The organism is Mycobacterium sp. Panama NTM2 (genome assembly GCF_054355555.1).
The window spans coordinates 4,617,421-4,636,919 of sequence record NZ_CM135953.1; the positions used below are offsets into that span (position 1 = coordinate 4,617,421).

The following is a 19,499-nucleotide window of genomic DNA, read 5'->3' on the forward strand; positions in this document are numbered from 1 at the left end:
GTGTCTTCAGCCCCGGACGCACCGCCCTACCGGCGGCTGGGCGCGCTGATGCTCGCGGTGCTCGCCGTTTTCGGCGCGGTCCTCTTCCTGCAGTTCCGGGGGGACTTCACCGCGTACTCGACGGTGACGCTGCTCTCGAACCGGGCCGGGCTCGTCGTCGAGCGCGGTGCCAAGGTCACGTTCAACGGCGTCGAGATCGGCCGGGTGGCGCAGATCGCGTCCGATACCGATGGAGGCGCCCGCCTGACATTGGACATCGATCCCGACGTGATGGGTGTCATCCCGGCCAACGCAAGCGCCGAGATCCGGGCGACGACGGTGTTCGGCAACAAGTACATCTCGTTGATGTCACCGGCACAGCCCGAGGCGCAACGGCTTTCCGACGGCAGCGTGCTGCGCGCCGACGCGGTGACGACGGAATTCAACACGCTGTTCGAGACGGTCACTGCGATCGCCGAGCAGGTCGACCCGGTCAAGCTCAATCAGACGCTGAGCGCGACCGCCGAGGCGTTGACCGGGCTGGGCGACCGGTTCGGTGCGTCGCTGGAGAACGGCAACCGCATCCTGGCCGAATTCGACGACCTGATGCCGCAGTGGCGGGCTGACGTGCGCTCTTTCAGGGAGCTGGCCGACATATACGCGGCTGCCGCACCGGATCTCCTGGACGGACTCGCCTCCGCGGTCACCACCGCGCGCACGCTGTCCGCCGGCACGGGCGACGTCGACGCCGCGTTGATGGCAGCGGTCGGCTTCGCCGATCCCGCGACGTCGGTGCTGGATCGTGGTGGCCCGTACCTGATTCGGGGTGCGGCCGATCTGCTGCCCACCTCACGGTTGCTCGACGACTACCGCGGCATGATGTTCTGCACGGTTCGCAACTACGCCGAGGTGGCCCCGGAGATCACCCGCGTGCTCGGCGGTGACAACGGATATTCGCTGCGCGCGGCGGGCACCATCACCGGCGCAGGGAATCCGTTCGTCTATCCGGACAACCTGCCGCGCGTCAATGCGCGGGGAGGTCCCGAGGGCAGGCCGGGATGCTGGCAGAAGATCACCCGGGACCTGTGGCCGAACCCCTATCTGGTGATGGACACCGGGTTCAATCTCGCGCCCTACAACCATCTCGAGCTCGGGCAGCCGTTGCTGACCGACTACGTATGGGGCAGACAAGTCGGCGAGTACACGATCAATCCGTGATCCGTCGCGACAACACCACGGCCGCAACGGCTCCGGCCTCGTTGACCGCGAGATGGGCCAGCATCGGCGCCGCCAGGCTTCCGGATCTGTCCCGAAGCCAGGAGAAGATCCAGCCGGCCGCCCCGGTGATCAGCACCGTCGCCGGCACCGAATCCTGCGCCGCGCGGGCATCGGGGACATGGGAAAGGCCGAACACCGCCGCGGTGAACCAGCGTCCGCGGGCGACACCGAATGCGCGCACGGCCGCGTGGCCCAGCGCGCCGCGAAAGGCCGCCTCCTCGGACCATACGGTGCCGAGCGGGATGTGCAGCAGGAGCCACCTCGCGGGCGACGAAGGGGGTGTACGGGTCGCAATCCCCGCGCGCACCGAGCCGAGCGTCGTCGACAGTGCCACTGCCGCAACGACAGTGGTGGCGGCGGCACTCCCCCACCGAAGACCCTGTGTCAGCGCGGGCGGGCGCAGACCGAGCGGGGCACCGGTCGACGCCGCGGCGGCGGCGCCCAGCAACAGATGCGGTGCGGGATACCAGCGTCGCGGAATCCGTGGGGCCACGACGCTCCAGCCGAGAAGCAGTGCGGCAAGCGACAATGCTTGGCCGCGTTCGCGGTTCACTATCCGTCCTCGGGCCCGGTGCGCTGCAGAGCCATCCTGATCCGTTCGGTGTCGGCAGGCGTCCACCCCGGCGGCGGTGCCACCGCGACCCACCCGTCGAGGATGTAGTCGCCGTAGTTGTGACCGTGCCCGCCGGGCACCGACGACGCGTTGGTCATGTCGGCGGCAACCTGCCAGAACGTGATGATGGGGTACCACCGCATGGAGGCCGTCCGGTCGCGCCCCGGCGGCTCGGCCAGCCAGTCGGGTCTGCTGAACAGGAGATCTTGCGACCACCAGACGATCGGGTCCGAAGGGTGTTGCAGGAACAGCACTCTGGTGCCCTCCCACGGTTCTGCGGCGTCGCGGGCGATCTGGGCCGCATCGCTGCCCATCGAGAACCGAACGGTGCGGCCGTTGTCATAGCGAGGGTGAACCTCCGGCGTTCCGGGGTCTCGCCGGACGGTGATCTCGTGCCAGAGCGAGCTGGCGTTGGGCGGCCCCACCCACAGCACCGACGAGAATCCCATCCGGGAGATGTCGGGCAGCCAGTCGAAGGCACCCTGGCCCGCCATCGAGCCCAGGCTCTCGCCGTAGAGGAGCAGTCGCGGGCGTCGCTGCGGCGGCAAGCTCGCCCAGCGGTCGTGGATGGCGTCGATCATCATGCGGCCGAACTCCACCGATTTGCGCTGATCGCCGATGAACGAAATCCAGCTCGGCAGATAGGAGTACTGCGATCCGACGATCGCGGTGTCACCGTTGTACATCATCTCCAGTGAGCGCGCGGCGACCGGATTGATCCACCCGGTACCGGTGGTGGGGGCGATCACCAGAACCTGGCGCTCGAAGGCGCCGCTGCGTTCCAGCTCGCTGAGCAGCACCGCCATCCTGGCCTCGTCGGTGTCGGCGGTCTCCAGCCCGACGTAGACGCGGACCGGCTCTTTGGCGGGTCTGCCGTTGATCGCGGTGAGTTCGGCCGCACTCGGCCCGGTGGCCACGAAGCTGCGCCCCTGGTACCCGAGCGTGTCCCACGGCGCGAATGACTCCGGGCTGCCCGATCGCTGCGGCACCCGCGGTTGGCTGATGCCAGCCATCGTGGTGTCATTCTGGGGCTGGAAGACCCGGTTGGCGCCGGCCAGGAACCCCCGCAGCAGCACACCGTTGACCAGCGTAAGCACCAGCACGACCACGATCGCGGTGCCGACGAAGAGCGCGAGTTCGTCGGAGATGCGCCATCGCCGGATCAGGTAGCGAGCCAACGTTCGGATCAGGTCGATGAGCACACGGGTGACCGCGACGCACACGCCGCCGATGACCGCGGCGAGCACCAGGGTCCGCAGATAACTCGCGGTGCTCGGTCCGGGCAGGCCCATCAACGCCGACACCTGGCGCTGCCAGCCGGCGGCCGGAATCACCATCAGCACGCAGGCCAGCAGTGACAGCACCACGGTTCCGGTCTTCAGCGCCGAGGACACCGCAAGCGACGGCGGCCACCAGGATCGGCCGGCGAGCACGAACCGGCGCGCCATGCGCGCGAGGAACACTCCGATGCCGTAACCGATAGCGGCATTGATCCCGCCGATCAGTCCCTGGAACAGCCAGTCCCTCGGCAGCAGTGACGGTGTCAGGGACAGACAGAAGAACAGCGCGGCGAACGCGATGCCGGTGAAGTCCAGCCGCAGCAGGCCCCACGCCCAGACATAGAGGGGATGTGGGGTGGACTCCGACGAGGTCACCCGAACAACCCGGGCAACACACCTTCCGACGTCTGGCGCAACTCCTGCAGGCTCACTGTGAACAGCCCCTGTACCTCGACAGAGGGCTCGCCACCCTCGGGCCCCTGGTCGACCACACCGACCCGGGTGGCCGGCAACCCGCGGGCCTCACACATCGCGGTGAATCGGCTCTCTTCGGTGCGTGGGACCGCCACCAGCACCCGGCCCGCCGACTCCGAGAACAGGAACACGAACGGGTCCGACCCGTCGGGAACGATGAGGCGGCAACCGGTTTCGCCGGTCAGGGCACCTTCGACGGCAGCCTGGATCAGCCCGCCCTCGGACAGATCGTGCGCCGCGGAGACGAGACCGTCGCGGGAGGCTGCGGTCAGCACCTCGGCCAGCAGACGTTCCCGCTCGAGGTCGACCCGGGGCGGCACGCCGCCGAGATGATCGGCGGTCACCTGCGCCCAGATGGAGCCGTCGAGTTCGTCGTGGGTGTCGCCGAGCAGGATCAGCGTCTCTCCCGGTTCGGTGCCGAACCCGGTGGGGATGCGCCGCTTCACATCGTCGATGACGCCCAGGATGCCGACGACCGGGGTCGGCAGGATCGGCGTGGTGCCGGTCTGGTTGTAGAAGCTGACGTTGCCGCCGGTGACCGGAATGCCCAGTACCGCAGCACCATCGGCGAGACCGCGGACGGCTTGCGAGAACTGCCACATCACGCCCGGGTCCTCGGGCGAGCCGAAGTTGAGGCAGTTGGTCACGGCGACGGGGGTGGCGCCGGTGACCGCGACGTTGCGATAGGCCTCGGCCAGCGCGAGCTGGGCACCGGTGTACGGGTCCAGCGCGGTGTAGCGGCCGGACGCATCGGTGGAGATCGCGATTCCGCGGCCGGTTTCCTCGTCGACGCGGAGCACTCCGCCGTCGGCGTTCTCGGCGAGTACGGTGTTGCCCCGCACGTAGCGGTCGTACTGCTCGGTGATGAATGCGCGACTGCACAGGTGCGGGCTGCCGACCATCGCGAGCAGTGTCGCGCGGAGCTCGTCGCCGGTGGACGGTCGGGGAAGCGCCGCCGAGGTGTCGGCGTTGAGCGCGTCCTGGGTGTCGGGGCGCTCCACCGGCCGCTCGTAGACGGGCCCCTCGTGGGCGACCGTTCGCGGCGGCACATCGACGACTGTCTCGCCGTGCCAAGTGATTTCGAGACGGTCGCCGTCGGTCACCTCGCCGATCACCGTGGCGAGCACGTCCCACTTGCGGCACACCGCGAGGAACGCGTCGACGTTCTCGGGGGCGACGACGGCGCACATGCGCTCCTGCGACTCGCTGGACAGGATCTCCGCCGGAGTCATGTTGGCCGCACGCAACGGCACCCGGTCCAGCTCGACGCGCATGCCGCCGTCGCCGGCCGACGCCAATTCCGATGTCGCACAGGACAATCCGGCACCGCCGAGATCCTGGATGCCCACCACGAGGTCCGCCGCGTACAGCTCGAGGCAGCACTCGATCAGCACCTTCTCGGTGAACGGGTCTCCGACCTGCACGCTGGGCAGCTTCTTGCGGCCCGCGCCTGACTCGTCGCCTCCGAACGTCTCCGACGCCAGCACCGACACGCCGCCGATGCCGTCGAGGCCGGTGCGCGCACCGAACAGGATGATCTTGTTCCCCGCGCCGGAGGCGAAGGCGAGCTTGAGATCCTCGGTGCGCAGCACGCCCACACACAATGCGTTGACCAACGGGTTGCCCGCGTAGCTGGCGTCGAAGACCGTCTCACCGCCGATGTTGGGCAGCCCGAGCGAGTTGCCGTAGCCGCCGACACCGCGCACCACGCCGTCGAGCACGCGCCGGGTGTCGGGGGCGTCGGCCGCACCGAAGCGCAGCTGGTCCATCACCGCGACCGGGCGGGCCCCCATCGCCATGATGTCGCGGACGATGCCGCCGACGCCGGTGGCTGCGCCCTGGTAGGGCTCGATGTAGGAGGGGTGGTTGTGAGACTCGACCTTGAACGTCGCCGCCCAGCCGTCGCCGATGTCGACCACGCCGGCGTTCTCCCCGATGCCCGCGAGCATCGCTTCGCGCATCTTCGCGGTGGTCGTCTCACCGAAGTACCGCAGATGCACCTTCGAGGACTTGTAGGAGCAGTGCTCACTCCACATGACCGAGTACATCGCGAGTTCCGCGTCGGTCGGTCGACGGCCGAGGATCTCGCGGATGCGCGCGTACTCGTCGTCCTTGAGGCCGAGCTCGCGGAACGGCTGCGGCTGATCGGGGGTGGAAGCGGCGTGGTCGACCGTGTCGACTTCGTGGGTGAGCCCGGACGTCACGCCGGACAGTCTAGTTCGCAGCGCGCGACCAGCGTGCCGCGGCAGACGGCGCGATCAGCCCGTGGATCACGACGCTGCCGAGCACCACGACCACCATGACCGCCAGCGCGTCGTGTTCCTCGGCCCCGTCGAGCACGTTGTAGGCCAGCAGCCCGAACACGATGGTCGACGTTCCGCGTGGACCCAACCAGGCCAGCATCATGCGTTCCCGCCACGAGAACGGCGATCTCAGCATCGCCACCGCGACCGGGAGCACGCGGACGAGGGTCAGCGCCAGCAGGCAGAAAACCACGGTCTGCCAGGACACTCCGCGCTCGACAGCGAGGACGGCGACCGCGCCGACGACGAACCACATGATCGCCGACAGCAGGAAGCCGATGTCGTCGACGAACTCCAGTTCCTCGTGCCAGGCCGGGGAGTGCCGCAGGTAGTGGAACGTGATTCCGCAGACGAACGCCGAGACGAATCCGTTGCCGTCGAACGCGAGGCTCAGACCGTAGGCCAGCATCGGGGCAGTGACCAAGATCATCCGCACGCTCTGACCCGTCATCCAGCCGCGCCGGGTGGCGCCGTTGATCGCGAGCGCGAGCAGCGCGCCCACCGCGCCGCCGAGGACGATCGCCGTCAGGGCCTCGGGCACCGCCGCGCCCAGCGCGCGCAGCGGCGTCTCGGTGCGGACGTCACTCCCCGCCAGCGTCAGCGCGAACAGGAACACGGGGGCGACGATGCCGTCGTTGTAGCCGGCTTCGACGTTGAGAACGTTGCGCACCCGTTCGGGCACCCGGGCGTCCCGCAGGATGGTCGCCGCGGGTGCGAAATCGGTCGGTACCACCGCGCACGCGATGACCAAGAGCACCGCGAAGGACAGCTCGGGCAGCATCCACGCGCCGAGCAGCACTGCCAGCCCAAGGCTCAACGGCATGGCGAGGAACAGCATGCGCAGCGCCGCGCGGGGCTCCCGGCCGAACAGTCCACCGCGGACGTCGGTGGCGTCGACGAACAGCAGGACCGCGAGGATGATCTCGGCGCCGTGCTGGGCGACGTCGGCGTTGAGCGCGACGGCCAGGGCGTCGGAGGTGGTGAAGCCGGCGGCCACGCCGGCGCATATCAGCACCATCGGTGCTGTCAGCCGGGCCCGTTCGAGCCGTCCCGCCCCGAGCGCCCACGCGGCGAACACCGCCGAAAAGGCGATCAACGAGATCAGCACACGGCGATCTTGCCAGCGGCTACCCGCCGACGATGCAGAACGCGTTGCCTTCCGGGTCGGCGAGCACCACCCAGTGGAATTTCTCTCCGATGCTGTGCCGCCCCGTTTCTCGCGCGCCCAACTCGACCAGGCGGGTCACTTCGGCCTCCTTGTCGCCCGCGTGGAGGTCGAGATGCACCTTGTTCTTGCCGGGCGTCGGATCGGGCACCCGCTGGAAGCCCAGCGCCGGGCCCGTCTCCCGGGCGACCATGACGAATTCGCCTGGCGCCTCGGGATTGACGCGTCCGCCGAGCGCCTCGGCCCACCAATCGGCGAGCGCATCGGGATCCGAACAATCGAAGGTGATCATCGCGACGTCGAGTGACATGGGGCCGACCTTAGGTCAGGCCGGTGACAAGAACGCCGCGAGCGCCGCCGAGTACGCCGCGACGTCTACGGCGCCCATCACCTCGCGCGCCGAATGCATCGCCAACTGGGCGGCGCCGACGTCGACGGTCGGAATGCCGGTGCGCGCGGCGGTCATCGGACCGATCGTCGAGCCGCACGGCAGATCGGCCCGGTGCTCGTAGCGCTGCAGCGGAACACCGGCCTGATCGCACGCGAGCGCGAACGCCGCCGCGGTCCGGCCGTCGGTGGCGTAGCGCAGGTTGGGCTGCACCTTCAGCACGGGGCCGGCGTTGACCTCGATCAGGTGTCCGGGCTCGTGCCGTTCGGGATAGTTGGGGTGCGTGGCGTGCGCCATGTCGCCGGAGGCCACCATCGACGTCGAGCAGCGGCGCAGGAAGTCTTCCCGACCGCCGCCCGAGGCCAGGGTGATGCGCTCGAGCACCGTCAACAGCAGATCGGACTGGGCGCCGTGGTCGGATTGCGAGCCCACCTCTTCGTGGTCGAACAGCACCAGGACCGGGGTCACCGTCGACGCCGGTGCCGCCAGTAACGCCTCCAGCCCGGCGTAGCAGGTCGCCTGGTTGTCCAGGCGCGGAGCGCTGACGAGTTCGCCGTCGACACCGGTGAGCCGCGAGGGCGTCAGGTCGTGGGTCATCAGGTCGAATCCGAGTACCCCGTCCGGGTCGACATCGGCGCGCTCGGCGACGTAGTCGAGGAACGAGCGCGGGCCGCCGATTCCCCACACGGCATTGACGTGTCGCTGCGGGTTGAGCTCGACGCCTTTGCGGTCCTCCGACAGATGGATGGCCAGCTGCGGGACGCGCAGGATCGGGTCGTCGATGCGGACCAGGACGTCCTCCGCGGTGGCGCCATCACGCACGGAGAGCCGGCCGCTGAGGCCCAGGTCGCGGTCGAGCCAGGAGTTCAGCCACGCCCCGCCGTAGGGCTGCAGCGCCACCACCTGCCAGCCCGCGACGGTCCGGTCCGGGTGCTGCTTGACCCGCAGATTCGGGCTGTCGGTGTGGGCGCCGACGATCCGGAAGGGCAGGTGAGATTCGCCGGTCGAGCGCCACGCGATCAGGGAGCCGGCGCGGATGACGAAGTGATCGCCGGTGCCCGTCCATGCGTCGCCCTCGGACAGCTCGGTGAACCCGGCGTCGCGCAGCCGCTCCGCGGCGGTGCGGCAGGCGTGGAACGGCGAAGGGGAGTCATCGATGAACTCACACAGACCCTGCGCATCAGCCGCCATGGTTCATCATCTTCGTCGATCGCCGGAATTGATCATGATTTAGGGTCAGACGGTGCCCGAGTTACTGCCGCAGCCGGTGCTCGCGCCGCTGACCCCGGCGGCGATCTTTCTCGTCGCGACCATCGACGACGGTGGAGAGCAGGCGGTTCACGACGCGCTGGGCGACATCGCCGGGTTGGTGCGCGCGATCGGGTTTCGCGACCCGAGCAAGCACCTGTCTGTGGTGACGTCGATCGGTTCTGCAGCGTGGGATCGGCTGTTCTCCGGTCCCAGGCCGGTCGAGCTGCACCCGTTCGTCGCACTCGACGGAGGTCGGCACAGGGCCCCGGCCACGCCGGGTGATCTGCTCTTCCACATCCGCGCGGAGACGATGGACGTCTGCTTCGAACTGGCGATGAAGATCGTCGGTGCGATGGGACCGATCACGGTCGTCGACGAGACCCACGGCTTCCGCTTCTTCGACAACCGCGACCTCCTCGGCTTCGTCGACGGCACCGAGAATCCCGACGGCCCGCTCGCCGACAGCGCCACCCGGATCGGTGACGAGGACCCCGAATTCGCGGGCGGCTGCTATGTGCACGTGCAGAAGTACCTGCACGACATGGCCGCCTGGAATGCGCTGTCCACCGAGGATCAGGAGCGGGTGATCGGGCGCACCAAACTCGACGACATCGAACTCGACGATGCGGTCAAGCCGGCCAACTCTCATGTGGCACTCAACGTGATCGAAGACGACGCCGGCACCGAACTCAAGATCGTGCGCCACAACATGCCATTCGGGCAGATCAGGCGCGGCGAGTTCGGCACCTACTTCATCGGGTATTCGCGTTCGGCCGCGGTCACCGAACGCATGCTGACCAACATGTTCATCGGTTCGCCGCCCGGCACCACCGATCACATCCTGGAATTCTCGACGGCGATCACAGGGTCGATGTTCTTCACCCCGGTCCAGGATTTTCTCGATGATCCACCCCCGCTTCCCGTTTCCATTCCGGAGCGCGCCACTGGCTCTCTGGCCATCGGCAGTCTGAAGGGACAACCGCAATGAACAACCTGTACCGGGAGCTGGCTCCGGTCACCGATGCCGCGTGGGGCGAGATCGAGAGCGAGGCGACGCGAACGTTCAAGCGCCACATCGCGGGACGCCGGGTGGTCGATGTCAGCGAGCCCGGGGGCGCGGTGACGGCAGCGGTCAGCACGGGGCACCTGGTCGACGTATCGGCGCCCGGCGACGGTGTGATCGCGCACCTGCGCGAGGCGCGTCCGCTGGTTCGCCTGCGAGTTCCGTTCAGCGTCAAGCGGATCGACATCGACGATGTCGAGCGTGGCTCGCAGGACTCGGATTGGGACCCGGTCAAGGAGGCGGCCCGTAAGTTGGCGTTCGCCGAGGACCGGGCGATCTTCGAGGGGTACGCGGCCGCGTCCATCGACGGTATCCGCACCTGCAGTTCCAACGCCGCGCTCGCGCTGCCCGAGGATCCGCGGGCCATTCCCGACGTCATCGCCCAGGCGTTGAGTGCGCTGCGGTTGGCCGGGGTCGACGGACCGTATGCGGTGCTGCTCTCGGCCGAGGTGTACACCCGCGTCGCCGAGACGACGGCGCACGGCTATCCGATCCTCGAGCACATCAACCGCTTGGTCGACGGTGACATCATCTGGGCGCCCGCCATTGACGGCGCATTTGTGTTGTCTACGCGCGGAGGAGATTTCGATCTGCAGCTGGGCACCGACGTCGCGATCGGCTACCTGGCTCACGATGCCGAGACCGTGCAGCTGTATCTGGAGGAGACGCTGACGTTCCTCTGCTACACGGCGGAGGCCTCGGTCGCCCTGACCCCTTGACCCGTCCGGCGAGCCGGGGGCACCTCCCGTCCGGCGAGCGCGCGTGTCTGCACGCAACACGCCGGGAGGATGTGGCATCTCGCGCACGTTCGTGGGCGGCGAAGGCGCTAGTACCGACGCGGAACCGTCCACGGGCGCCCGAACTCGAGGTTGAACGACTCAGGCTCGAAGGGACTGTCTCCGCCCGCAGGAAAGCTCGTCAGCTCCCCAAAGACAACTCGCCCGTCGACGTCGTACACATCGACTCTGACGAAATCCGTTTCCGCACCGAGCTTCTCCGCGACTTCGATCATCTCGGTCAACCGATCCGGCTTCGCTGGCTCGCGATCCGCGCACGGCGCGCTCCCCCGCAGCGCCAGGTGTTCCCAACCCGCCGTGAAGAAATCCTGTGTGCGCGAACCGAACCGGCCCTGGTCCACCTGTATGAACCAGCACGTGCCATGGAACACGAAGAACTTGTAGTCGTCCGGGACGGAATCACTACCGAGCTTCTCCTCGACGATCACCCGTCGGGGAACCCGCCCGTACACCCACTCCCGGTTCGGCCCCTGACCGTAGAGCTGAGCCAACCAGCCCGTCACGATACGGATCACATCGGACCGCGGCGCAGAGTCGGGCCGCACATGCGAATAGACCCAGCTGCCAGGCTCGACCGGCAGACGAGCCTCACGCGGCGCGCGATCGGAGACGACGATCGCCGCCCCGCTGCCGTGCGTCGGCTTGACGACGTACGCGGCCGGCAAATCGACCTCGGCCAGCCCTGCGGGATCGTCGAGGATCGCGTACACCCGCGGGAGGTAGCGGTCCCCCACCACGTCGGCGACATAGCCACGCACTGCGGCTTTGTCGGCGAATGTCACGACCAGCGGCCGGTGGTCCCGCAGCATCTTGTACCGGACCTTGTCGCGGAACGTGTGTGGGTTCCGCGTCCGCCATAAACGCAGCGCGCGCACGAGAACGCTGCGTTCGCGCCAGCGGACGGGCACCGCCGTCAGGACACCAGGATGGCGTCCAGCGCCGAGTAGAAGATCCCGAGTCCGTCGTCGGACGGACCGGTCAGCGCCTCGGTCGCGTGCTCGGGGTGCGGCATCAGGCCGACGACGCGCCCGTTTGCCGAGCTGATGCCCGCGATGTCGCGCATCGAGCCGTTGATGTTCTCCCGATACCGGAAGACCACCCGACCCTCTCCTTCGAGTTCATCGAGCACCTGCTCGCTCGCGACGTAGCGCCCCTCGCCCGACTTCAACGGCACCAGGATGTCGGCGCCCTGTTCGTAGCGGGTCGACCACGCCGACGAGTTGGACGCGACCTCGAGCCACACGTCGCGGCAGACGAAGTGCAGCCCGACGTTCCGGGTCAGCGCGCCCGGCAGCAGCCCCGCTTCGCACAGCACCTGGAACCCGTTGCAGATGCCCAGCACCGGCATCCCTCGCTCGGCCGCGGCCACCACCTCACCCATTACGGGCGCGAAGCGCGCGATCGCGCCGCACCGCAGGTAGTCGCCGTAGGAGAAACCACCGGGCACGATGACGGCGTCGACGCCTTTGAGGTCGGCGTCGGCGTGCCAGAGATTGACGGCTTCGCCGCCGGCCAGGCGCACCGCCCGCGCAGCGTCGATGTCGTCGAGCGTCCCGGGGAATGTGATCACGCCCACACGCGTCATGAGCCATCCTCCCGGGTGACGGTCCAGTCCTCGATCACGGTGTTGGCGAGCAGAGATTCAGCGATCGCGGCGAGCTTCTCGTCGTCGATCGCATCGTCGACCTCGAGCTCGAACCGCTTGCCCTGCCGCACATCTGAGATGCCGTCGAAGCCGAGCCGACCCAGCGCACCGACGATCGCCTGCCCCTGCGGGTCGAGGATCTCGGTCTTCGGCATGACGTGAACCACCACTTTTGCCACGCGGACACTCTACCTGCGGCGACGGCAGCCCCGCCTCACCGGCACGAGCCCAGGTAGGCGGCACACAACGGCGCCGCCAGCGCATCGAAGATCCGCGCGTCGGGCACCGCGCGCCACTCGACCCGCGTGGGCAGCGTGGTCCACAGGGCAGCCTCGACGATGGTGCTGCTGGCCGGGTCCGCCAGCAGATAGGTCCGCATCACCCGGCTGCCCGCTTCGCTGATCACGGCCGCGATCCGATCGGCCTCGTTGGTGGTCAGTGATGGCGACACACCGTCCCCGCAGGACGCCAGGGCGATGCGCGCCTTCTCCAGGACCTCGAGCGCGGTCTGTCCGCCGGTGACGACGTCCCCGCGCCAATGGATGACCTGCACCTGCAGGTTCCATTGGCCGTCCGGGTTGGGCACCGTGGCGCGCGCGGCGACCGCATAGCGGCGCGGATCCGTTGACGACTCGGGGGTGACGCACCATGACTCGAACTCGAAACGGGGTGCCGGTGCCGTGACCGCGAGGCCGGCCAACGACGGCCACCGATAGATCGACGCCAGCGGCAGCGAACTCGACTCGACCCACGCGGCATCGGGGATCGCGTCGCAGGTGGGCGGACAGAATCCGGGCACCGCATTCGCCTCACCGGAGGCCAGGAAGACCCCCGAGAACGCCAACGCCAGTGTGAGCATCCACCGCATCCGCACTACCCCCGCTCCCCTGTGCGGGCCAGACTATAGGCATGCAGCTCACACACTTCGGCCATTCCTGCCTGTTGGCGAGCTTTTCTGCCAGTGCTCGACCCGGTGATCAACCCGGCGGTGAGACCACGATCCTGTTCGATCCGGGCAATTTCTCCCACGGCTTCGAGGGCATCACAGGTCTGTCGGCGATCCTGATCACCCATCAGCATCCCGATCACGCCGATCCCGAGCGGTTGCCGGCGCTGGTCGACGCGAACCCGCAGGCTTTGCTCTACGCCGATCCGCAGACCGCGGCCCAGCTCGGCGAGCCGTGGCGGGCTGTACACGTGGGGGATTCGCTGTCGATCGGGCACCTGACGGTGCGCGGGGTAGGCGGTCAACACGCTGTCATCCATCCGGAAATCCCTGTGATCGACAACATTTCGTATCTGATCGGCGATGGCGGCCATGCCGCGCGGCTGATGCATCCCGGTGATGCGCTGTTCGTTCCGGACGAGCCGGTCGACGTGCTCGCCACCCCGGCAGCCGCGCCGTGGATGAAGATCTCCGAGGCCGTCGACTACCTGCGTGCGGTGAACCCGACGCGCGCGGTGCCGATCCATCAGGCGGTCGTCGATCCGGTTGCGCGGCCCATCTACTACGGCCGACTCGACGAGATGACGAGCGCCGACTTCCAGGTTCTCGAGCCGGAGAACGGCACCGAGTTCTAGGTGTAGGAGTTAATGCCTGTCAGCTGAGAGGAATTCGATCCTGGCAGGCACACCGCGCAACGCTCAGGCTCGAGTCATGCGACGACACCTGCGCAGCGGCGTGCTGCCCACCGCCGGCGCACTGGCCGCTGCCATGGGCCTGGGCCGGTTCGTCTACACCCCGATCCTGCCGCTGATGACGGGTCAGGCCGGCCTGACCGCGCAGGCCGCCGGACACCTGGCGACGGCCAATTACGTCGGCTACCTGGCCGGCGCGATGGCCACGACGTTCTCGGCCCGGTTGGCCCACTCCGCGTTGGCGTGCCGCACGTCGCTGATCGCCATCGTGGTCAGCCTGGCCGCGATGCCGACGACGACGCACGCGGCAGTGTGGCTGACTGCCCGCACCGTCGCCGGGTTCGCGAGCGCGGTGGTCTTCGTGGTGGCCGTCAACACGCTGCTGGAGCGCCTGCCGGAGAAGGCGGGATGGGGTTTCGGCGGGGTCGGTGCCGGTATCGCGACGTCCGCCGCGCTTGTCCTCGCGCTGCCCGCCGACGACTGGCGCACCGCCTGGTGGGCGGCGGCGACCTTGGCCACCGTCTTGGGCGCGACGGGCTGGTCATTGCATCCGCGGCGGACGCCGACGACGACGCACGCGGAGACACATCGGGCCGGTGGGCCGCGTTTCCTGCTGTTGTTCACCGCGTACACCTTGGAAGGCGTCGGCTACATCATCGCCGGAACGTTCCTCGTCGCCGCGGTGACCGAGCACTCCCCCGGCGCCTTGGGCGCCGGGGTCTGGCTGGTCGTCGGCGTGGCTGTGGTGCCGTCCGCGGCGCTGTGGGCGCGGCTGGGAGCCCGACACGGCCAGCCGGCGACGCTCACCGTCGCACTCGCGCTGCAGGCCGCCGGGATCGCGTTGGCCTGTCAGGGCAGCAGCGCCGCCAGCCTCGTGGGTGCCCTGTTGTTCGGTGGCACGTTCATCGGGGTCAGTACCTTGGCGGTCGCCGAGGGCCGATTGCTCGGCGTCCGTTCGGCGGTGGCACTGCTGACCGTCGGCTACTCCGTCGGACAGATCGCCGGACCGTTGCTGGTGGCCCCGCTGACCACCGGTGGGTACCGGCCTGCGCTCGTGATGTCCGCTTTCACCGTCTCAGCGGCTGCGTTGGCCGCCGCCGCGGTGTGGATCATCAGCAGGAACCCACGTTCCCGGGTCGTCGACCGTCAGATCACGGGTGTCGCTGCTGAATTCGTCGACGATGGCGCGCACCGCCGGTCGATCGTCGTCCGCACGCCAGACCAGTGACCACGTCCACAGCGGCGTCGGTTCGATCACTTCCCGCCGCACCAGATCTCGCGGTTCGGGATCACGCTGGCCTCTCGGGTTGATCAGCACGGGACGCCTCAGCCGTCGCACGTGTTCGACGAACGCAGGGCCGGTGACTCCGCCGTCGTCGGTGCGGACGACGCTCGCGCCGGTACTCGCGGCGAGCTCCTCGGCGTACCGGTTCCACGACGACCAACTCGCGGCGTCCGTGTCGACCAGGACGACGACGTCGGCGGCCGTCACCGCCGACTCGTCGCCGCCCGGCCCCAGGGCGTGCAGGCGATCGATGCCGATGAGTCGCGCCTGAAGGGCCAGTGCGTCGAGGTCGCGTGCCTGCACCCAGCAGATCGCCAGGTCGAGCGCTCCGCTGGCCACGCGCTCGGCTTGGGTGTGCGAGGGCATCACCCAGGTGTCGACGCGGAGTTGCGCGACGCCCGCGGCGCGTTCGGCCCAGTCGGTCGGACACCAGTTGACGCAACCGATCCGAATCGGCTCTGATGCCGCCAAACCCGTTGCGCGCCTGCGTAATGCATCCGCCTGATCGATCAGCGCCTTGGCCTCGGACACCAGTGCGGCACCGGCCGGGGTCAGAGCGACGGATCGGCGGTCACGGTCGAAGAGCTGGACCTTGAGGTCCCGTTCGAGCGCCTTGATCTGTTGCGACAGCGAGGGTCCTGCGATCCGCAGCCGTTCCGCAGCGCGGCCGAAATTCAGCTCGTCGGCCACGGCGACGAAGTAGCGCAACTGACGCAGCTCCACGTTCCGCAGCGTGATAGGCAGGACCTCTCAACAGCGAGGAATCCGGTCCCGCCGAGCGGACATGCGACGCCAGGCACTCACGTTGAGCAGGACATGAACAGCACATCTGAAGTAGCAATCATCACCGGGGCATCGCAGGGCATCGGGGCGGCGCTCGTCGCAGGCTACCGTCGCCTGGGCTATGGCGTCGTCGCCACCTCGCGCAGCATCGCCCCCAGTGACGACCCGATGATCGTCACCGTCGCCGGCGACATCGCCCAACCGGGCGTCGGTGCCGCCTTAATCGCCGCCGCACACGAACGCTTCGGCCGCGTGGACACCGTCGTCAACAACGCCGGCATCTTCATCGCCAAACCGTTCACCGAGTACACCGACGAAGACTACGAAGCTGTGACCGGGGTGAACACCCGCGGCTTCTTCGAGGTCACCCGTGCCGCCATCCCGGCGATGCTCGAGCGCGGCGGACACATCGTGAACATCTCCACCAGCCTGGTCGGTCAGGCCGACAAGAAGGTGCCGTCGGCGTTGGCCTCGCTGACCAAGGGCGGACTCGATGCCGCCACCCGCTCTCTCGCCATCGAGTTTGCCGACAGGGGAATTCGAGTCAACGCCGTCGCGCTGGGCACCATCGACACCCCGATGCACGACCCGGCCACGCACCCGTTCTTGGCCGCGTTGCACCCGGTGGGTCGCCTCGGCACCCTCGACGACGTCGTCGATGCCGTGCTGTATTTGGAGAAGGCAGGCTTCGTCACCGGGGAGATCCTGCACGTCGACGGAGGTCAAAGTGCCGGACACTAGCCGCGAGATCCTGGTATCCGTACTCGACCAGTGGAAGGCCGGCATCGACGCGCATGACCCCGAGCGGGTGGCCGCTGTGTTCGCCGACGACGCCGTCTTCCAAGGACTGGCGCCCTACACGGTGGGACGCGACGGGGTGCGCCGCTACTACGGCGGCCAGCCCCACGGTATGACGGTCGACTACCGCATCGACGAGATCCGCCGGCCCGCCGAGCACGTGGTCGTCGGGTACGGCGCCGCCGATTTCCACCGGGCCGACCGCACGGTGGTCTCGCTGCGCCTCGGCGTGGTGCTCGCCCGAGCCCACGACGGCTGGTCGATCCAGCAATACCAGGTCAGCGCGCCACCGGTCTGACCGCGAGAAGTCGCGAACTCGAGTGACACGCCAGAGAAAGCACTCGAGTTCGCGACTGCTCGCGCAGAAAAACTAGCCCACGTCGCGGGCTGCGGCCCGGCCCGCCGCGCGACCGGAGAACACGCACCCGCCGAGGAACGTTCCCTCCAACGAGCGGTACCCGTGCACGCCACCGCCGCCGAAACCCGCGGCTTCGCCGGCGGCATACAGCCCGGCCACCGGCGTGCCGTCGGCGCCCAGCGCTCGGGAGTCGAGGTCGGTCTGCAAGCCGCCCAACGATTTTCGCGTCAGGATGTGTAGCTTCACGGCGATCAGCGGGCCGGCCTTGGGGTCGGTGAGCCGGTGTGGTGCGACGACGCGGCTCACGCGGTCGGCGAGATAGCCACGCGCGCCGCGGATCGCGGTGATCTGGCTGTCCTTGGTGAACCGGTTGGCCACCTCCCGGTCGCGCGCGGTCACCTCCGCTTCGACCGTCGCGTAGTCCAATGGCTGCACATCGGGTACAGCGTTCATCTTCGCGACGAGCTCACGCAGTGAGTCGGCGGTGACGAAGTCGACGCCCTTGTCGACGAAGGCGTGCACCGGTGCGGGTCCCTTGCGGCCACGTTCGAGGACCAGGCGCACACTGCGGCCCGTCAGGTCCGGGTTCTGTTCCTGCCCGGACAGGCCGAACTCCTTGTCGACGATCCGCTTGTTCAGCACGAACCACGTGTAGTCCTGGCCGGTCCGGCAGATGTACTCCAGCGTGCCGAGGGTGTCGAAGCCCGGGTAGAGCGGAACGGGCAGCCGCCGCCCGCTGGCGTCGAGCCACAGCGACGACGGGCCGGGCAGGATGCGGATGCCGTGCCGCGGCCAGATCGAGTCGTAATTCGTGATGCCCTCGGTGTAGTGCCACATCCGGTCGCTGTTGATCATGTGCGCCCCGGCTGCCGCGGCGATCCCGAGCATCCGCCCGTCGACGTGCTCGGGCACGCCGCTGAGGAGCTGCTCGGGCACCCGGCCCATCCGCTGCGGCCAGTTCGCCCGCACGAGGTCGTGGTTGCCGCCGATGCCGCCGCTGGCGACGATGACCGCTTGTGCGCGAAAATCGAACTCGCCGATGGAGTTTCGAGACGACGGTGCGCCGCGTGCCGCGGACGACGGCTCCAGCACCGCCCCGCGCACCCCGACGACGGCGCCGTTCTCGACGACCACCTCGTCGACGCGGTGGCGGTGCGCGAAGCGCACCAGCGGGCCGGTCAGTCGGCGCGCGAAGATCTCGACCAGGCCGGGCCCGGTGCCCCAGGTGATGTGGAACCGCGGCACGGAGTTGCCGTGCCCGCGGGCGCCGTAGCCGCCGCGCTCGGCCCAGCCGACGAGCGGAAAGACCTTGAGCCCGCGGTCACCGAGCCAGCTGCGCTTCTCGCCGGCCGCGAAGTCGACGTACGCATGCGCCCACTGCCGGGGCCAGTGGTCCTCGGGGCGGTCGAACCCGGCGGTGCCGAGCCAGTCCTGCAGGGCCAGCTCGTGACTGTCCCGGATGCCGAGACGCCGCTGCTCGGGGCTGTCGACGAAGAACAGCCCGCCGAAAGACCAGAAGGCCTGCCCTCCGACGTTGGCGGCGTTCTCCTGGTCGACGATGAGCACGCGTCGGCCCCGCTCGACCAGCTCACATGCGGCCACCAGGCCGGCCAGGCCGGCACCGACCACGATGACGTCAGCATCATCTGCCATGCGGCCAATGTAGCGAGCGGAACCCCTCAGGCGGCGTCGGACAACGCAGCCGGGTGCCGCCAGGCGTAGACGGTGGGCTCACACCCGTGCATCAGCGCCAGGTCGGCGGCGTCCAGCATCGCCTGTCGCGGGCCGGGCCGGCGCAGGTGCCGCGCCGCGACGGCCACCCGCACGATGCCGTCGCGGCGTGCGGTGCGCTCCGCGGCGAGCACGACGGTTCGGCACCACCACGGTTCGCTCAGGAATCCCTCACCGATGCCGAGGACGCGCCCCCGCACCGTCGTACCGCGGACCAGGTCGGTGATCCCGCCCAGTCCGGCCATCACGCGAAAGCCGTTGCGCGGCAGTGCCGTGACCGCGCCGTCGGAGACGTTCCAGCCGGGTGCGGCGAACAGCCGGGTGCGCAGACCGAGGTGTTCGAGGATCCGGTCGGCGGCCATCAGGCGCAGGTTGGCCTCGTGTGCGGGCAGCGTCGCGAACTCTCCGCGACGCGTCTTGGTGGCAGCCTCGTCGAAACCGTGCAGCACGATCGCATCGCCGGCGTCGCGCCGCTGCGCGAGCCACGAGACGGTGCCGGGGTCGCGGTCGAGCCGGTATCCGCCCTTGAGCCGGGGCGCCACCAGGAACGATGCCGGCACGCCGCGCCGCGCCAGCTGCCCGTGGAACGCCGCCACGTCGTCGATCGTGCGGTCGCTGACTCCGGAGATCGAGACGATCAGTTGTCCTGCCACTTCCGCAGTGTCGCAAC

Annotated in this window: 19 protein-coding genes and 1 pseudogene; 7 read left to right on the plus strand and 13 right to left on the minus strand. The window is 68.9% G+C overall.

Features of this window, described 5'->3' with window-relative positions; genetic code table 11:
* Complete coding sequence (locus ACXYX3_RS22140) at positions 1-1,197, plus strand: MCE family protein (RefSeq protein WP_458609025.1); 1,197 nt, start codon at positions 1-3, stop codon at positions 1,195-1,197.
* On the opposite strand, the gene ACXYX3_RS22145 is transcribed toward ACXYX3_RS22140, so the two are convergent.
* The 6 genes from ACXYX3_RS22145 to ACXYX3_RS22170 are packed head-to-tail and all read right to left on the minus strand — an operon-like array spanning position 1,187 to position 8,671.
* Positions 1,187-1,810, minus strand: coding sequence for an Rv0804 family intramembrane glutamic endopeptidase (locus ACXYX3_RS22145; RefSeq protein ID WP_458609026.1), 624 nt, complete (start codon positions 1,808-1,810; stop codon positions 1,187-1,189). The genes ACXYX3_RS22140 and ACXYX3_RS22145 overlap by 11 nt on opposite strands.
* The gene (locus ACXYX3_RS22150; protein WP_458609027.1) at positions 1,810-3,525 is read right to left on the minus strand and encodes an alpha/beta hydrolase; all 1,716 of its coding nucleotides are present in this window, start codon (positions 3,523-3,525) and stop codon (positions 1,810-1,812) included. The genes ACXYX3_RS22145 and ACXYX3_RS22150 overlap by 1 nt, the downstream gene beginning before the upstream one ends.
* On the minus strand, positions 3,522-5,828 hold the full coding sequence (gene purL / locus ACXYX3_RS22155) for a phosphoribosylformylglycinamidine synthase subunit PurL (RefSeq protein WP_458609028.1): 2,307 nt from the start codon (positions 5,826-5,828) through the stop codon (positions 3,522-3,524). Before purL ends, ACXYX3_RS22150 begins: the two co-directional genes overlap by 4 nt.
* Positions 5,829-5,838: 10 nt before the next feature.
* Positions 5,839-7,035, minus strand: coding sequence for a cation:proton antiporter (locus tag ACXYX3_RS22160; protein ID WP_241203458.1), 1,197 nt, complete (start codon positions 7,033-7,035; stop codon positions 5,839-5,841).
* Between the two features lie 19 nt (positions 7,036-7,054).
* A complete protein-coding gene (locus ACXYX3_RS22165) occupies positions 7,055-7,402 on the minus strand; it encodes a VOC family protein (RefSeq protein WP_458609029.1) in 348 nt (115 codons plus the stop codon).
* 15 nt (positions 7,403-7,417) lie between these two features.
* Positions 7,418-8,671, minus strand: coding sequence for a M18 family aminopeptidase (locus ACXYX3_RS22170; protein ID WP_458609030.1), 1,254 nt, complete (start codon positions 8,669-8,671; stop codon positions 7,418-7,420).
* 52 nt (positions 8,672-8,723) lie between these two features.
* On the opposite strand from ACXYX3_RS22170, the gene ACXYX3_RS22175 reads away from it, so the two are divergent.
* Together ACXYX3_RS22175 and ACXYX3_RS22180 are read left to right on the plus strand one after the other, a co-directional pair.
* Positions 8,724-9,719: a Dyp-type peroxidase gene (locus tag ACXYX3_RS22175; RefSeq protein ID WP_458609032.1), complete on the plus strand. Its 996-nt coding sequence runs from the start codon at positions 8,724-8,726 to the stop codon at positions 9,717-9,719.
* A complete protein-coding gene (locus ACXYX3_RS22180; protein ID WP_241203462.1) occupies positions 9,716-10,513 on the plus strand; it encodes a family 1 encapsulin nanocompartment shell protein in 798 nt (265 codons plus the stop codon). The genes ACXYX3_RS22175 and ACXYX3_RS22180 overlap by 4 nt, the downstream gene beginning before the upstream one ends.
* Positions 10,514-10,620: 107 nt before the next feature.
* On the opposite strand, the gene ACXYX3_RS22185 is transcribed toward ACXYX3_RS22180, so the two are convergent.
* The 4 genes from ACXYX3_RS22185 to ACXYX3_RS22200 are packed head-to-tail and all read right to left on the minus strand — an operon-like array spanning position 10,621 to position 13,104.
* Positions 10,621-11,499 carry an ATP-grasp fold amidoligase family protein gene (locus ACXYX3_RS22185; RefSeq protein WP_458609033.1) on the minus strand — a complete coding sequence of 293 codons (879 nt, stop codon included), beginning with the start codon at positions 11,497-11,499 and terminating at the stop codon, positions 10,621-10,623.
* A 5-nt stretch (positions 11,500-11,504) separates the two neighbouring features.
* Positions 11,505-12,176 carry a phosphoribosylformylglycinamidine synthase subunit PurQ gene (gene purQ, locus ACXYX3_RS22190; protein WP_458609034.1) on the minus strand — a complete coding sequence of 224 codons (672 nt, stop codon included), beginning with the start codon at positions 12,174-12,176 and terminating at the stop codon, positions 11,505-11,507.
* Positions 12,173-12,415, minus strand: a complete 243-nt coding sequence (purS, locus tag ACXYX3_RS22195; protein ID WP_241203468.1) for a phosphoribosylformylglycinamidine synthase subunit PurS — start codon at positions 12,413-12,415, stop codon at positions 12,173-12,175. Before purS ends, purQ begins: the two co-directional genes overlap by 4 nt.
* A 35-nt stretch (positions 12,416-12,450) precedes the next feature.
* Positions 12,451-13,104, minus strand: coding sequence for an ATPase (locus tag ACXYX3_RS22200; RefSeq protein ID WP_458609035.1), 654 nt, complete (start codon positions 13,102-13,104; stop codon positions 12,451-12,453).
* A 41-nt stretch (positions 13,105-13,145) separates the two neighbouring features.
* Between ACXYX3_RS22200 and ACXYX3_RS22205 the strand changes: the two genes are divergently transcribed.
* Both ACXYX3_RS22205 and ACXYX3_RS22210 read left to right on the plus strand, forming a co-directional pair.
* Positions 13,146-13,817 carry an MBL fold metallo-hydrolase gene (locus tag ACXYX3_RS22205; RefSeq protein WP_458609036.1) on the plus strand — a complete coding sequence of 224 codons (672 nt, stop codon included), beginning with the start codon at positions 13,146-13,148 and terminating at the stop codon, positions 13,815-13,817.
* 175 nt (positions 13,818-13,992) lie between these two features.
* Positions 13,993-14,907: pseudogene (locus ACXYX3_RS22210) on the plus strand (YbfB/YjiJ family MFS transporter); the annotation flags it as partial.
* 42 nt (positions 14,908-14,949) lie between these two features.
* Here ACXYX3_RS22210 and ACXYX3_RS22215 read toward each other — a convergent pair.
* Positions 14,950-15,882 carry a LysR family transcriptional regulator gene (locus tag ACXYX3_RS22215; RefSeq protein ID WP_458609037.1) on the minus strand — a complete coding sequence of 311 codons (933 nt, stop codon included), beginning with the start codon at positions 15,880-15,882 and terminating at the stop codon, positions 14,950-14,952.
* A 93-nt stretch (positions 15,883-15,975) separates the two neighbouring features.
* On the opposite strand from ACXYX3_RS22215, the gene ACXYX3_RS22220 reads away from it, so the two are divergent.
* The gene (locus ACXYX3_RS22220; protein WP_458609038.1) at positions 15,976-16,683 is read left to right on the plus strand and encodes an SDR family NAD(P)-dependent oxidoreductase; all 708 of its coding nucleotides are present in this window, start codon (positions 15,976-15,978) and stop codon (positions 16,681-16,683) included.
* On the plus strand, positions 16,670-17,038 hold the full coding sequence (locus tag ACXYX3_RS22225; protein WP_458609039.1) for a YybH family protein: 369 nt from the start codon (positions 16,670-16,672) through the stop codon (positions 17,036-17,038). Before ACXYX3_RS22220 ends, ACXYX3_RS22225 begins: the two co-directional genes overlap by 14 nt.
* A 72-nt stretch (positions 17,039-17,110) precedes the next feature.
* On the opposite strand, the gene ACXYX3_RS22230 is transcribed toward ACXYX3_RS22225, so the two are convergent.
* Positions 17,111-18,751, minus strand: coding sequence for an FAD-binding dehydrogenase (locus tag ACXYX3_RS22230; protein WP_458609041.1), 1,641 nt, complete (start codon positions 18,749-18,751; stop codon positions 17,111-17,113).
* Positions 18,752-18,777: 26 nt separating this feature from the next.
* The gene (locus ACXYX3_RS22235) at positions 18,778-19,482 is read right to left on the minus strand and encodes a DUF2334 domain-containing protein (protein ID WP_241203475.1); all 705 of its coding nucleotides are present in this window, start codon (positions 19,480-19,482) and stop codon (positions 18,778-18,780) included.
* Positions 19,483-19,499: the final 17 nt, after the last annotated feature.

Coding starts and splice junctions, on each gene's coding strand:
- ACXYX3_RS22230 (WP_458609041.1), bottom strand. CDS start 18,751: ATGGCAGATGATGCTGACGTCATCGTGGTCGGTGCCGGCCTGGCCGGC.
- ACXYX3_RS22180 (WP_241203462.1), top strand. CDS start 9,716: ATGAACAACCTGTACCGGGAGCTGGCTCCGGTCACCGATGCCGCGTGG.
- purQ (WP_458609034.1), bottom strand. CDS start 12,176: ATGACGCGTGTGGGCGTGATCACATTCCCCGGGACGCTCGACGACATC.
- ACXYX3_RS22170 (WP_458609030.1), bottom strand. CDS start 8,671: ATGGCGGCTGATGCGCAGGGTCTGTGTGAGTTCATCGATGACTCCCCT.
- ACXYX3_RS22205 (WP_458609036.1), top strand. CDS start 13,146: ATGCAGCTCACACACTTCGGCCATTCCTGCCTGTTGGCGAGCTTTTCT.
- ACXYX3_RS22200 (WP_458609035.1), bottom strand. CDS start 13,104: ATGCGGTGGATGCTCACACTGGCGTTGGCGTTCTCGGGGGTCTTCCTG.
- ACXYX3_RS22165 (WP_458609029.1), bottom strand. CDS start 7,402: ATGTCACTCGACGTCGCGATGATCACCTTCGATTGTTCGGATCCCGAT.
- ACXYX3_RS22220 (WP_458609038.1), top strand. CDS start 15,976: ATGAACAGCACATCTGAAGTAGCAATCATCACCGGGGCATCGCAGGGC.